Origin of the sequence: Nocardia jejuensis NBRC 103114, from assembly GCF_001613145.1 — a bacterium.
GTDB lineage: Bacteria > Actinomycetota > Actinomycetes > Mycobacteriales > Mycobacteriaceae > Nocardia > Nocardia jejuensis.
In genome coordinates this window covers 13,205-26,235 of record NZ_BDBU01000062.1, presented here as the reverse complement: position 1 = coordinate 26,235, position 13,031 = coordinate 13,205, and the positions used below count along the sequence as shown (strand labels likewise).

The 13,031-nt window shown below is 68.4% G+C and carries 13 protein-coding genes; 4 read left to right on the top strand and 9 right to left on the bottom strand.

The window, feature by feature from the left end; translation table 11 throughout:
- Nucleotides 1–70: 70 nt before the first annotated feature.
- From NJ1_RS34975 to NJ1_RS34965, 3 genes are all read right to left on the bottom strand, one after another.
- Nucleotides 71–259: a hypothetical protein gene (locus NJ1_RS34975; protein ID WP_067703755.1), complete on the bottom strand. Its 189-nt coding sequence runs from the start codon at nucleotides 257–259 to the stop codon at nucleotides 71–73.
- A 197-nt stretch (nucleotides 260–456) separates the two neighbouring features.
- Entirely contained in the window at nucleotides 457–1,083 is a 627-nt protein-coding gene (locus NJ1_RS34970; RefSeq protein WP_067703684.1) for a resuscitation-promoting factor Rpf1 domain-containing protein, read from the bottom strand.
- A 454-nt stretch (nucleotides 1,084–1,537) separates the two neighbouring features.
- Nucleotides 1,538–1,768: a hypothetical protein gene (locus tag NJ1_RS34965; RefSeq protein ID WP_067703681.1), complete on the bottom strand. Its 231-nt coding sequence runs from the start codon at nucleotides 1,766–1,768 to the stop codon at nucleotides 1,538–1,540.
- A 182-nt stretch (nucleotides 1,769–1,950) separates the two neighbouring features.
- On the opposite strand from NJ1_RS34965, the gene NJ1_RS34960 reads away from it, so the two are divergent.
- Nucleotides 1,951–2,385 (top strand): cold-shock protein, encoded by a 435-nt coding sequence (locus NJ1_RS34960; protein WP_174557158.1) that lies wholly within the window; start codon nucleotides 1,951–1,953, stop codon nucleotides 2,383–2,385.
- A gap of 190 nt (nucleotides 2,386–2,575) precedes the next feature.
- Here NJ1_RS34960 and NJ1_RS34955 read toward each other — a convergent pair whose 3' ends face one another.
- From NJ1_RS34955 to NJ1_RS34945, 3 genes are all read right to left on the bottom strand, one after another.
- Entirely contained in the window at nucleotides 2,576–3,112 is a 537-nt protein-coding gene (locus NJ1_RS34955; protein ID WP_067703675.1) for a DUF2771 domain-containing protein, read from the bottom strand.
- 19 nt (nucleotides 3,113–3,131) lie between these two features.
- Nucleotides 3,132–4,868, bottom strand: a complete 1,737-nt coding sequence (locus tag NJ1_RS34950; protein WP_245717717.1) for an MFS transporter — start codon at nucleotides 4,866–4,868, stop codon at nucleotides 3,132–3,134.
- Nucleotides 4,869–5,133: 265 nt separating this feature from the next.
- Nucleotides 5,134–5,928, bottom strand: a complete 795-nt coding sequence (locus NJ1_RS34945) for a glutaminyl-peptide cyclotransferase (RefSeq protein ID WP_067703670.1) — start codon at nucleotides 5,926–5,928, stop codon at nucleotides 5,134–5,136.
- A gap of 17 nt (nucleotides 5,929–5,945) precedes the next feature.
- Between NJ1_RS34945 and NJ1_RS34940 the strand changes: the two genes are divergently transcribed.
- Both NJ1_RS34940 and NJ1_RS40740 read left to right on the top strand, forming a co-directional pair.
- Nucleotides 5,946–7,040, top strand: a complete 1,095-nt coding sequence (locus tag NJ1_RS34940; protein ID WP_084479176.1) for a DUF3027 domain-containing protein — start codon at nucleotides 5,946–5,948, stop codon at nucleotides 7,038–7,040.
- Nucleotides 7,041–7,470: 430 nt separating this feature from the next.
- Complete coding sequence (locus tag NJ1_RS40740; protein WP_067703665.1) at nucleotides 7,471–10,641, top strand: sacsin N-terminal ATP-binding-like domain-containing protein; 3,171 nt, start codon at nucleotides 7,471–7,473, stop codon at nucleotides 10,639–10,641.
- A 102-nt stretch (nucleotides 10,642–10,743) separates the two neighbouring features.
- Here NJ1_RS40740 and NJ1_RS34930 read toward each other — a convergent pair whose 3' ends face one another.
- Together NJ1_RS34930 and NJ1_RS34925 are read right to left on the bottom strand one after the other, a co-directional pair.
- Entirely contained in the window at nucleotides 10,744–11,358 is a 615-nt protein-coding gene (locus NJ1_RS34930) for a TetR/AcrR family transcriptional regulator (protein WP_245717716.1), read from the bottom strand.
- Between the two features lie 112 nt (nucleotides 11,359–11,470).
- Nucleotides 11,471–11,710, bottom strand: a complete 240-nt coding sequence (locus tag NJ1_RS34925) for a DUF2530 domain-containing protein (RefSeq protein ID WP_067703753.1) — start codon at nucleotides 11,708–11,710, stop codon at nucleotides 11,471–11,473.
- 158 nt (nucleotides 11,711–11,868) lie between these two features.
- On the opposite strand from NJ1_RS34925, the gene NJ1_RS34920 reads away from it, so the two are divergent.
- Complete coding sequence (locus NJ1_RS34920; RefSeq protein ID WP_067703659.1) at nucleotides 11,869–12,306, top strand: MarR family winged helix-turn-helix transcriptional regulator; 438 nt, start codon at nucleotides 11,869–11,871, stop codon at nucleotides 12,304–12,306.
- Between the two features lie 55 nt (nucleotides 12,307–12,361).
- Here the strand turns inward: NJ1_RS34920 and NJ1_RS34915 are convergent, their stop codons facing one another.
- Nucleotides 12,362–12,772, bottom strand: a complete 411-nt coding sequence (locus NJ1_RS34915) for a YccF domain-containing protein (RefSeq protein WP_218025310.1) — start codon at nucleotides 12,770–12,772, stop codon at nucleotides 12,362–12,364.
- Nucleotides 12,773–13,031 lie beyond the last annotated feature (259 nt).

Here is a 13,031-nt window from a genome sequence, read left to right as displayed (position 1 = left end):
GTCGGATGCGCGGCGGCCGCTCGGAGACGAGCCGCGCCGTTGACCGCATATGGTCGGTTAGTGCAGTGAATCAGCGATTGATGACCGTGTGCGGGTGCACGTAGGGCAGCTGATCGACCGGGAGCGGAAACTCGGTGTCCTCGCCGTAGGGCGAGAGGCCGCCGGAGCGGGTGGCCGAGAGTTCGGTGACCGCGTGATCGCCGTTGGCCGTCTCGGGCCAGCCGTTGTCGACGTAGGGTTTCTTCGATTTGTTCACCACGCCGCTCATTCTGGCACGGGCACTTGCCAACCGTCCGCTCCGGCACCCGGATCGGCTCGGCATTGCGTGCAGCGTCGCCCGGCATCGGATACAGCAAACGCCCCGCATCGTCATTGATGCGGGGCGTTTGCCGGATGCGAACCTGCGGGGGTCGCGATTCGTGGGATCGGTATCCCCGGAATCGGCGGCCCGAGGGATCAGTTGGGAAGCAGACCCTTGTTCGCCTCGAAGAAGTTGGTGATGGTCGGATCGAGCTTGACGCCGCTGGACTTGGTGGCGTTGAAGAAGTCCAGCACCGGCTGCGGGATGTTCACACCCTGATCCTGGGCGACCTGCACGGCGCGGTCGACAGCCTGGAAGACTTCCTGGGTGCTGTCCGCGGCCTGGGTGACACCGGGGTTCGGGTTCCAGCGCGGAGTCTCCGCGGCGGGCGCGGGGGCGCTGCGCTGCGTGGCGGCGCTGTTGAGGCCGAGGCTCGAGGAGCAGGAGGGCCAGGCGCCCCAGCCCTGCGAGGCGAGCACCTTCTCGGCGACGACGATCTGTTGTTCGCGGGTGGCATGGTTGGCGGTCGAGGCGAATTCGCCACCGCCGTGCGCGGTCCAGGTGCCGGGGGAGAACTGCAGCCCGCCCTGAAAACCGTTGCCGGTGTTGATGCCCCAGTTACCGCCGGCTTCGCACTGAGCGAGTCGATCCCAGTCGGAGTCGGGTGCCGCGCTGGCGTTGCCAGCCATGGCGACTCCGGCGCCGCCGAGGGCGATGCCCGTCAGGGCGACCTTGGCGACAGTGCGGCCGGTATTGCTCGGCTTGCGATGGCGTCCACTCATTTTCGGGTCGTTCCTCTCGTACGCGCCTGCGAGGCCGACTACCGGGGTCGAACTGAGAGGTCGTCCGGCCCGGCGCGCTTGATGCGCGCTGTTCCTCGTCTTCGCCCCTGATTCCAGTTGGGGGTCCGGTTCCCGCGGGGCGAAGTACGGTGCGGCGGGCCGGTGGTGCCGGGCTGACCCGGCTGGTGGGAGACATTACGACGATCTCGGGGAAAAATCACCATTTGGTAACCGTCGTGTCCGGTGGACGGCTAACCGGCGCAAGGGGTTCCGCTTAGCGTCTGCGCTGGTGGTCACGGCGAGTCACGTCAGGTAGCGGTCCGTCACCGCTCCGTGACCTCCCCGTTATGTGACCAAGGTCACAGGGTTGGCCGGGTAACGAAGTGGGCAATACCGGTGTCGTAGGGGGCTGTTCGGAGGGTTGGATGTGTCGTCCCTCGCGAGCCTCCCGCCCTCAGCGCGAGCGGCGACCGGACCACAGCGCGAAGACGATGCCCACCAGGAATCCGAGCGGCGCCGCCATCGCGAGCAGATACAGCCACAGTCCCGGTTCGGAATCACTCAGCAACCCGATGGCGAAGATCGCCACGATGGCCAGCAATCCGATCGCGAACAGTGCGCCTGCGAGGTACAGCAGCCAACTCCCGGACCTGCGCGGAGCCTGCTTGGAAGAAGTGTCTGACACCTCAGAACCGTAAAACTCATGTGCTCGGGCTATTCACACCGGGGTAGACTCGATGACTATCGCGTCCTGCCATGCTGCGGGGCGCGTTCTTTATCGCAAGTACTCCGAGCGCGGACGATCGGTCCGCCGACCAAGACTGTGCCCGGCGCGTCCGGGCATCGAATCATGAACGGGTGAGCGCAGTGCCGACCGGCAAGGTGAAGTGGTACGACGTCGACAAGGGCTTCGGGTTCCTTTCCCAGGACGAGGGTGAGGATGTCTATGTTCGATCGTCGGCGCTGCCCGAAGGTGTCGAGGGCCTCAAGCCCGGACAGCGTGTCGAATTCGGTATGGCGGCGGGCCGTCGCGGCCCGCAGGCGCTGAGTCTCAAGTTGCTCGAAACCCCGACCCTGCGCCCCGAGCGCGGGGACCGCGGCGAGCGTCGCGGCGGCGGTCGCGGCGAGGCTCCGATCAACCGCAAGGAACCCGACGAGCTGCACGGCCTGATCGAGGACATGATCACCCTGCTCGAGACCAAGGTGCAGCCCGATCTGCGTCGCGGCAAGCATCCCGATCGCAAGATGGCCCAGCGCATCGCCGAGGTCGTGCGCGGGGTCGCCCGCGAGCTGGATCACTAGCCCGCTGGATCACCCGCCCTAGGATCGCATCGGTCCGGGCGACGCGGAGTGCCGAAAACCGCGGGGCGCCGAAAGCGCCGAGTCGCGAGCAGGTCGCAAGCAGAAGGGCCCCGGTGAGACGAAACTCACCGGGGCCCTTCGCTGTTCGCGGCGGATCGCGCACGGGCCCGCACGGCCGCCGCGAGAATGCCTATGCCGCAGCCGAAGTCCGGATCGACCAGATGGCGTGCGGGATGAAGCCCTCGTTGCCGTTCTCGTCACGCGCGGGAACCGGCAGCTGCACCTCGACGCCGGCCAGCTGCAGGCGCGGATCGGCGGGGGTGTCGATGGTGATGGCGCGTGCGCCCTCCGGATAGTCCCGATGCGTGGCCACCCGCTGCACGGCGGTGCCGTCGGGCAGCCCGTACACCATCACCATTTGCCAAGGGGCGTCGACGATTTCCTTCGGCAGCGACAGTTGCAACGGATATCCGGCGGGCACGTCCAGGGCGGACACCGACTCGCTGTTGTCGCAGTCGCGCAGATCCAGCGCGTTGTTCTCCACGTGCACGCTGCAGTACATGAACGGCGTCACGGTCACCGATTTCCCGTGCGCGTACGCGGTGATCTCGGGTTCGGGCTTGTCGACATTGCGGGCCGACACCACGATCACGGCGAAATAGGCCACGGCCACCACGAGCAGGGCCGCGAGAATGGCGACGATCGTGCGGGCTTTGGGTTGGCTCACCGGCTGGGGTTCCTGTCCGTCACGTGGGCTCCCCCGCGCCGTGCGCGCCGGGGATCTCCTGCTTGGCGTGCTGAGGTCGATTACCGCCCAAACCGGGCAGCAGCGAATGCCCACGGTAACTGACGATGGTTTGGGCCAATCCCAGCGCCATGACCGCCGAGATCACAGCGAAACCGATCCACCAGTCCGTCGGAAGCAGGACGCCCAGCGATCCGCCGATCACCCAGGACAACTGCAGCACCGTCTCGGACCTGCCGAAACCCGAGGCGATCGACTCCTCCGGAAGATCGTCCTGAATGGACGCGTCCAGGGACACCTTCGCCAGCGCGCTCGCGCCGGACGCGACCAGCGTCGCGATCGCCGCGCCGAGCAGATTGTCGAAGACCGCGGCGAGCGCCGCGCCCGCCACACAGGCGATGGTGCAGATCAGCACCAGCAGGGTCGGGCGGCCCAGTTTCATGCGCGCGCCGGTGGCGTTGCCGGTGAAATTGCCGATCGCCGCGCACACGCCGACGATGCCCAGCATGGTCGCCTGCTGCGCCGGGCGGTGCTCGGTGGCCTTGGCGACGAACGCGACGTAGAAGGTCAGGAAGCCGGTCAGAATGCGCACCGTGCCGTTGCCCCAGAGGCCGGTCACCACCGAGCGCCCGAGCGGCTGACGGCGGCTGCTCGGGCGGATCTGCGCGGCCTGGTTCGGATCGAGCACCTCGGTGCTGGAGTCGCGGGCGTGGTAGCTCAGCGTCGCGGGCACCTCGCCCTCGGTGACCTCCACCCAGGACGGAATCTGCAGGCTCAGGTACGCGCCCGCCGCGGCCATGGCCGCCGCGAAGAGCAGGGCGCCCGCCGAATGCGCGACGATGGCGATCAGCCCGGCCACCGCGCCCGCGCCCAGCGTGCCGCCGACCAGTCCGAACACGGTGAGGCGGGAGTTGGTGCGCACCAGGTCGATTCCCGGTGGCAGCACGCGCGGGGTGACCGCGGATTTGAGCACCGCGAAGGATTTGCTGAGGATCATCATGCACAGGGCCAGCGGATACAGCGCCCAGGTGTCGACGTTGAAGATCAGGATTCCGGCGATCAGCACGCGCAGCGCGAAGGAACCGGCCAGCGCCAGTCGGCGACCGCGTTGCAGCCGGTCCAGCATGGGACCGATCAGCGGGGCGATCACCGCGAACGGGGCGATGGTGATGAGCAGGTACAGCGCGACCTTGGTCTTGGATTCCGCGGTGGCGCTGGCGAAGAACAGGGTGTTGGCCAGTGCGACCGCGACCGCGGCGTCGGTCGCGAAATTGGCCATGGTGGCGTAGACCAGCGCGGTCAGCCCGGACTCCTCCGCGCCGTCGGCCTTGGCCGCGCGCTGGAAGGTGGCGATGCCGCGTTCGGTGAGTTCCTTGCTGCGGCGCGCGGCGATCCGGGTGACGGTCAGCTTGCGCGGTGGTTTGCGCAGGCCGGTGGTGGTGACGTCGGCGATGCCGGGCTGTGGTGAATCCGGTTGCGGGCGAGGCGCTTGCGTCAGTTCCCGCGTCGGCGGTTCCTCGGGTGGCTCCGGCTGCGCCGCCGGGCGCGGGGCGGCGGACCGCATCGGCCGGGTCGGCGTGCGCTTGGACAGGAAGCCCGGAACCTCCTGATCCTCCGGATCCGGCCGCGGAGAGTCGGCGGGTGGATAACGGTCGAAGCCCGGGTGCCGATCGATCAGTGGAGACTCCTCGCCGCCCCACCGATCGGAATCGGCGCCTGGGTCACGGGGAGCATTCACGTACCCAATTCTTGCAGTGCCGTCCGGCTGTGGTGCCATCACGGGAGGTGTGTGCCGCCACAAACCTGCGGTAAACCTCACTTTGAGCAGTCATATCGACCATTTCGGACTGATCGGCCACATAAGGCCGACTGTCCGGTTCGTAAATCCGCTCGATTCGCTGCTTTCGGACGACTCGTCCAGCCCCCTGTCCGATTCGGCCACCGGATTCGGGCGGCGAGGATCCGGTCGTCCGGCAGCCTCGTGCCGTCGGTGGATCCGGTGGTCAGGCCGGGACGAAGCGGACCTCGTAGGTGAAGGGCCACTTCTTGCCGGTGAGCAGGAAGTGATCGGTGCCGGGCAGGTGGGCGATGCCGTTGAGGACGTCCGTGTCGGGGGTGCGAGAACCGCGGGGGAGCAGGCCGGAGGCGTCGATGACGTCCAGGACGTCGCCGGTGTCGGGGTCGATGCGCAGGATTCGCTCGGACGGCCAGTCGTTGGCGTAGAGGGAACCGTCGGGGGCGCAATCGAGTTCGTTGGGGTGGGCATCGGTGTGCGAGGTGAGCCTCACCGTGCCGGTCACGGCGAAGGTCAGCGGATCGCGGAAGGTGAGGGTGTCGGTGCCGTTGCTCATCACCACGCGCCCGGCCCGGGCGCACAGGCCCCAGCCCTCCCCGTCGTAGGTGACGCGGCGCAGCTCGGCCAGGGTGTCCGGGTCGCGGGCGATGGCGACGTGGTCGCGGTACGTGAGCTGCCACAGCACGTCGCCCGCGCGGGTGATGCCCTCGCCGAACAGGGGTGCGGGCAGGTCGGCGCGCCCGAGCTCGGTTCCGGTCTCGAGGTCGGTGGCGCGCACATAGGACTGTCCGGACAAGCCGGTGCTCTCGTACAGGATGGTCGCGTCCACCTCGAGGCCCTCGGTGAACGCGGTCGGATCGTGCGGGCGTGTCGCGATCACCTCAGCGCGCAGTCTCGGCGTGTCGCCGGAGTGCCCACAGGCGGAAGTAGTCACGGCCAGGGCCACGGCTGTGGTCAGCACTATCGGTACGGCCGCTACCGGTGCACGGCGTTTGCGCTCCATACGGCAAAATGTAGGGCGTGAGCGCGGTTGGAGTTTCGGAGTCCGTTGTACGGCCGATCCTGGCGGAGGCGGTCGACCTGGCTCGCCGTGCGCTCGTGGAGCTGGAACCCCGTGGTGTGGGCCGGCATCTGGGGGTGACCGCCGAGGACGACACTGCCGCGACGCACCACTTCGAGGCCACGCTGCCGGGCTATCGCGGCTGGCAGTGGGCCGTCGTGGTGGCCGCACCACCCGAAGCCACCTACGCGACCGTCAGTGAATCCGCGCTGCTGCCCGGCCCCGACGCGCTCATCGCGCCGGACTTCCTGCCGTGGGAACAGCGCATCCGCCCGGGTGATCTGTCTCCCGGTGATCTGCTCGCGCCGCCGCGGAACGACCCGCGCCTCGTGCCCGGCTACGTCGCCACCGGCGACCCGGCCGTCGACGACGTCGCCCTGCGGCTCGGCCTCGGCCGCCCGCAGGTGCTGAGCCGCGAGGGCCGCCTCGAGGCCGCCGACCGCTGGTACGCCGAATTCGGTCCCGATACCGAGATGGCTCGCTCGGCCCCCGCCACCTGCGGGGTGTGCGGCTTCTTCACCCCGCTGGCCGGTTCCCTGAGCGCCGCCTTCGGCGTCTGCGCCAATGCCATGGGCGCGGACGGCCGCGTGGTCAGCCTCGAATACGGCTGTGGCGCGCACTCCGACGTCGAACTCCCCACCGGCGGCGGTTCCCCCGCCTACGAGGCCTACGACGACGCCGCCTTCGACATCATCCCCACCGCCGAGTTCCGCCCCCGGGTCGAATCCCCGGCAGCGGAACAGGCTTCCGAGGCAACCGAGACCGTCGTGGTCGAGGAGCGCGCCTCCCAGCCGGATTCCGAGCTCGGTTCGACAGCCGACAGCGCAAGCGCGGCAGTGGATTCGGTGACCGGCGATCCGGAACCCGAAGCGGCCGTTGCCGATTCCGCCGTTGCCGATTCCGCCGCCCCGGCGGCCGATGCCGACGCGGCCCCGATCACCCTGTTCGACGTCACCGACCCGGATGCCGCCTACGACGACGCCTGGGCCGTCAGCTCGGTGCGCGTGGAATCCGAAGCCGCCCCCGATGAGCCCGGAGCGCCGGAACACAACTGAGGTCAGGCCGAATCCCTCGGCGGCACACCGCGCCCGGGGCGCACACCGGATCCGCCCCGGCCCCTCGGGGATGGACCGCGCGCGAGCTCGCACGCCGACGTGGTCGGCGGGGATCCCGGTCCTGGAAGTCCTCTGTCCGCCGATCTGTCTCGCTGCTCGAAAGGCCCATGGTGCTGAGGGATCGCAGGCGCGTTCGTTCACGAACGGAGGTCGGCTCGGTCACGTCCGGCCGTGTGATGCGGGCCGGGCGGAGGGAGGTTTCGGGTGCGATCGGCGGTGCGTGCCGCCCGGCCGACCCCGGAATCGTCGCCGGGGCCTGGGCAGGGAGTCGGTGGTAGCGGTGGTGCGGAGCGGTTCGTCGTCGGTACGGTCTGGAATTCGAGGTATGTCGTGAGCTGCGGCGCTGTGTGGTCGGGAAGGGGTGTGGGGCATGGGCATCGATGAGACGGGGGATCCGTTCGGGACGGCGGCGCTGCGAGCGGGGGTGCTGGCCGCCTGGCGGGATTCGCCCACCCGGTTGCGCGAGGACGCGGCGACCGAGGCGGATCTGGTGCGCGCCGGATACCGGGATCGGGTGCTGACCGAACTGGCGCAGAACGCGGCGGACGCCGCGGCCAAGGCCGGGGTACCGGGACGGGTCTCGGTGTGGTTCGAGGGTCAGACCCTGCATGTGGCCAATACCGGTGTGACACTGGATACTTCGGGAGTGCACGCACTGACCGCGCTACGTGCGTCGTCGAAGACGGCGAGCGAATCCTCGGTCGGGCAGTTCGGTGTCGGCTTCACCGCCGTGCTGGCGGTGTCCGACGAGGTGCAGTTCCGGTCGGGGCAGGGTTCGGTGCGGTTCTCCCGGGCCGACACCTGGGAGGCGCTGCGCGCCGAGGGCATCCGAATCCCGGACAGCGACCCGGATTTCGCGCCGCCCGCACTGCGGCTGGCCTGGCCCAGTCAGGACAAGCCCGCCGCCGGATTCGACAGCGAGGTCGTGCTGCGGGTCCGCGACGATGTCGATATCGACGAGCTGCTGACCGGAATGCGCGGCGAGGCAGTCGATCTGCTGCTGGAACTGCCCGCGCTGCGGAGTGTGCAGATCGGCGAGGACGAGATCACCAGCGCCGTCCGGGATCTCCAGCCGGGCGACGGTTCGTTCCTGGCCGGCCCGGGCAGCGACGCCATCGACGAGTGGGCGCTCCCGGAGACCGGCGGTGGCATCGACAGCTGGATTCTGCCGGTACCTGAGGCGGATACGGCCGCCGACGAGGACTGGGCGCGACCCGTCACCCCCGAGGCGGACGACAGCGAGGACGACTGGGCACTTCCCGTCACCGGGTCGTCGCAGCCGGGGCACCGGTCGGTGGGTGCGGATTTCTCTGCCGCTGAACCGGATCGGTCCGACGGCGACCTCGACGGCACCGCAGCCGGGTTCGGCGCGAACCCGGACGACGGTGACGTCGCCGACCGGACGGACCCGGTCCTGCTGCTCGACGACGAGATCCGTGGTGCGGGAACCCTTGCCGCCGGTTCGGTCCCGGAATTCACCGGCGTGCAGGAACTCCGGATCACCGGCCCCGACACCGAGGTCCGGGTCTGGTGGCAGTTCCGAACTGCCAAGGCGCGCTGGCTGATTCCGATCCGCAACGGCCGGCCCGTGCACACCAGGCCGGATGTGCTGCGCGCTCCGACCCGCTCGGACGAGGAACTCTCCCTCCCCGCCCTGCTGATCGCGGACGTCCCCATGCAGCCGGACCGCCGCCGTCTGCTCCCGGGCGCCCGGCTGGCCGAAGTGGTGTCGGGCTACGCCGATTTCGCCCGATCGCTGCCGGTGCGCGATCGCCTGGTCCTGGTCCCGGCCGCCGGTTTCGCGCGCAGCGAGGCCGACAGTCTGCTGCGCGAGGCGATGATCGCCGAACTGCGCGAGCAGGATTGGCTGCCCGTGCTGCACGGCCCCGACGCCGCCCCGCGCCGCGCGAGCGCCTTCACCGGTGTCACCACCGAACTGGCGGGTCTGCTGGCCGACATCGTGGAGCCCCTGGTCGTTCCCGAGCTGTCCGGCCGTCAGAGCTCGGACGCGCTGGCCGTTCTGGACGTGCACCGGATCGGCTTGGCCCGGATCGCGGAGCTGTCCAACAGCCTCGAACGTGAACCGCGCTGGTGGTTTTCGCTGTACGCGGCCCTGGAAGCCTTCGTCACCGACCCGCTGTCGGTGGAGGAGCTGGGTGCGCTCGCGGTGCCGCTGGTGGACGGCCGCCTGGTGACCGGCCCGCGCACCACGGTGCTGGACGACCGCCTGGCTAGCCCGATTCCGGTGCACTGGGCCCGGCTGGTGCATCCCGAGGCGGCGCACGAATTGCTGGGCCGCCTCGGTGCGCTCCCGGCCACTGCGCAGGAACTGCTGAACGATCCCGCTCTGCGGGCGCACCTCGAGGACGATCCGGGCGATCCCGATACCGTGGACGCCGTGCTCGGCCTGGCCGCGCACGTCCTGCCCGCCCCCGGGGCGCTGCCCTCCTGGCTCGGCCTGATCGAATTGCCCTCCGCCGAAGGCGAACTCCTGCACGCGGACGAACTGCTGCTGCCGGACGCCCCGCTCGCCCGGGTGCTGCTGCCGGATTCGCCGTTCGCCACCATCTCGGACGAGACGGTGCGGCGCTACGGCGTGGAGGCCCTGCGGGCCGTCGGCGTCAACTGGAGTTTCACCGTCGTCGCGGAGGCCGACCCGACCGGCCCGGATCATGATCTGGACGACGAGGACTCCTGGTGGGACGGGCTGGCGGAGGATCCGCCGCGCCTGCTGGCCGTCCGCGATCTGGATCTGGTCGACGACGCGCAATGGCCGGAAGCCTTGCGCCTGTTGCTGTCCGACGAGATCACCCGCCCGCTGCTGGCCGACCGGGACGGCTACACCGCCTGGTGGCTGCGCCATCACGCGCATATCGACGGCATCGAACTGGGTGTCATGCGGCATCCGGACGACCGGTACTTCCAGGGCCTGCTCCCGCAGCTCCCGGGCTTCGCCGGACCCGACCTGACGGTGCTGCGCGGTGTGCTCGCCGATCCGGACGTGATCACTCCCGCACTGCTGGAAGAGCTGGTCGACGCCCTCGCGGATCCGGCGAGAGTGCCCGTCCCCGAGGCGATTTCGCAGACCTACAGCCGCATGGCCGAGGCTGCGGCGGCGGGCCTGCTGGATCTCGAGCAGATGGTGCTGCCGAGTCAGGTCCGCGCCCTGTCCGGTGCGGTCATCGATTCCTCGGACGCGCTGGTGCTGGATCAGCCCTGGTTCGGCCTCGCGGTGCCCGCGGATCGCCTGGTGGTCGGTGATCTCGAGACCGCGCCCGCGCTGGCCGAGCTGCTGGATCTTCCGCTGGTCTCCGAGGCGGTCACCGCCGAGGTGCTGGGGCAGGGGCGCGCCACCTCCTGGAGTGCGGATCCGCTGGGCGTGCTGCTGCGCCTGCAGTTCGATCTTCCCCGTGCCACAGGTGATCTCGTCGTGCACGAGGATCTGCGAGTCCGCCTGTCGGGTGCGTACGAGGGCACCGTCGCGGTGCCCTGGTGGCGCGAGGGCGAGGTGACCCACGTGCAGGCACAGCCGAGGGCCTGACCGGCCGGGCCCGACATACCGAAACGCCCGCACCGGAATCCGGTGCGGGCGTTGTCGTTTCGAGGCCCGAGGGAAATCGGGCGGGGCCGGAGGCTGTGCGACTCAGACCGCGTGCGAGGTGACCATGGCGGCGACGAGGTCCAATTGCTCACGGACAGCGGCACTGTCGTTGTCGACCAGCCAGCGCAGCACGATGCCGTCGATGGTGTTGAGCACGAACCGGCTCAGGGTGCCGACCGGGACCGTCCACGTATTTCCGGTTGCTTCGCGGGCGTGCTCGATGACATCGGTGAGCGTGGTGTCGTTGAACGTGTACTGCTCGCGGGCAATAGCGAGTTTCGCCGGTGTCGATTCGCCTTCGCGCAGTGCGTAGGTGGTGGTTTCGTAGGTGAGTAGTTGACGTTCGGGAGTAGCTTCGACATTGAGCCACATGAGTTCCAGGGCGGCGCGCACCAATTTCTGAAGCGCTTCTTTTCCGCTTCCGACGTCCTGCCATACTGTTTCGTTGGCATCGACGGAATCACGCAATTCCATCGATAGCGCCTTGACCAGCTCGGTCATGAGCTGATCCTTGTTTTCGAAACAGTAATGCACCACACCGAGGGAAACACCGGCAGCCTGAGCAACATCGCGCGTGGTTACTCCTGCCACGCCCTTTTTTTCGGCAAGGCCGATGGCCGCCTCGATAAGGTGGGCCCGTCGTTCTTCGACGCTCAATCGGGAGGACACTCCAGGGAGTTAAGTCGTCCAAACGCGCGCAGTCAATTCGTGCGCTCCCGAAGTCTTGTCTGGACCGTTCGCGCAGACCTGCGGTTCGCTCCCGTGCGATTTACTCCAAGCCGAGTTGTGCACCCTTGTCGCCGCGCCGTGCGCCGCGACGCTGAATGGCGAAGATGCTGTAGCCGAGTAGTCCGACCGCCAGACCCATGAGACATATCGGCCGGGCGTCGGCCCAATTGTCGTTGCACCACACCACGATGGTGGCTATCAACCAGCCGAGGCTGCCGATGGCCAGGACCGGGCGCGGGTCGGTGAGGCGCGAGGGAATCTCGGGCACGGGCTGAGTCACGAGGTCCAGGGTAGAGGGTCTGCGTGGGGCGGCGCGCTCACGTACCGGTCGGTACGTGAGCGCGCCGATGGCACCTCGATCCTGCATGTCGCGCCTGTGCGGGGCGGACCGCGCGAACCGGCGACCCGGTCGCGAACGGTCCCGTATCGTTTGCCTCTGTGACAACGCCTTCCGATATTCGAGCGCTCGCCGGTGACCTCTCGCTGGCGGTGGTGCGCTTGACGCGACACCTGCGGGGAAGGCGCAGCGATGCTCAGATTTCGCTGACCCAGCTGTCCGCGCTCGCGACGCTCAATCGTGAGGGTGCGATGACGCCCGGTTCGCTCGCCGCCAAGGAGCGCGTGCAACCGCCGTCCATGACCCGGGTGATCGCCTCGCTGTCGGAAATGAGCCTGGTGGAACGCAATCCGCATCCCACCGACGGCCGGCAGATCATCGTGTCGCTGTCCGCGGCCGGCCGCGCGCTGATCGCCGACGAGACCCACGCGCGCGAGGCCTGGATGACCGAGCAGCTCTCGGGTCTGCGCCCGGAGCAGCTGCTGGTGCTCAGCGAAGCGGTGTCGATCATGAAGCAGATCGTCGACGAATCCGAGTAGTCCTCGGTATCGGTCGCGGCGCCCGGTACTCGAAAGCCCTCGTACTCGAAAGCGCTCAGTACCCGAAAGCCCGGTCGCTCGATACGATCTCGCGACCCAGCGGGAACAGCGACACCGGGATCAGCTTCAGATTCGCCCAGGCGAACGGGATTCCGATGATGGTGATCGCCAGCGCGACGCTGGTGAACAGATGCCCCAGGGCCAGCCACCAGCCGGCGACGATGATCCAGACGACGTTGCCGAGCATCGAGCCGACGCCCGAGCCGGGCTTCTCGACCGCTTCGCGCCCGAACGGCCACAGGACGAACGACGCGATCCGGAACGACGCGATGCCCCACGGAATGGTCACGATCAGCACGCAGCAGATCACTCCGGCGAGGATGTAACCCAGTGCCATCCAGAATCCGACGAGCACTAGCCAGAGCACGTTCAACACCAACTGGATCGGTTTCACACCATCCAGCATGCCAGCCGGATCGGGTCCCGGACCATCGGGAAATACCCTGACTCGGCAGTGGGGGTACTCGACGGCATGGGTGCCGTCGTTGAAATAGAGGATTTGCAGCACATCTATGCGGCTGGAAATAGTTAATATTCCGCTACTTCATGAGTGATCAATGACGTTCATGCTCGAGGTAGCGTCCTTCGCGTTGTTCCCGGAAAAAGATGGTCTTGCAGTCACCCGCATTCGAGCATTCATTTGTTCGGACTGATAGGAGCACACT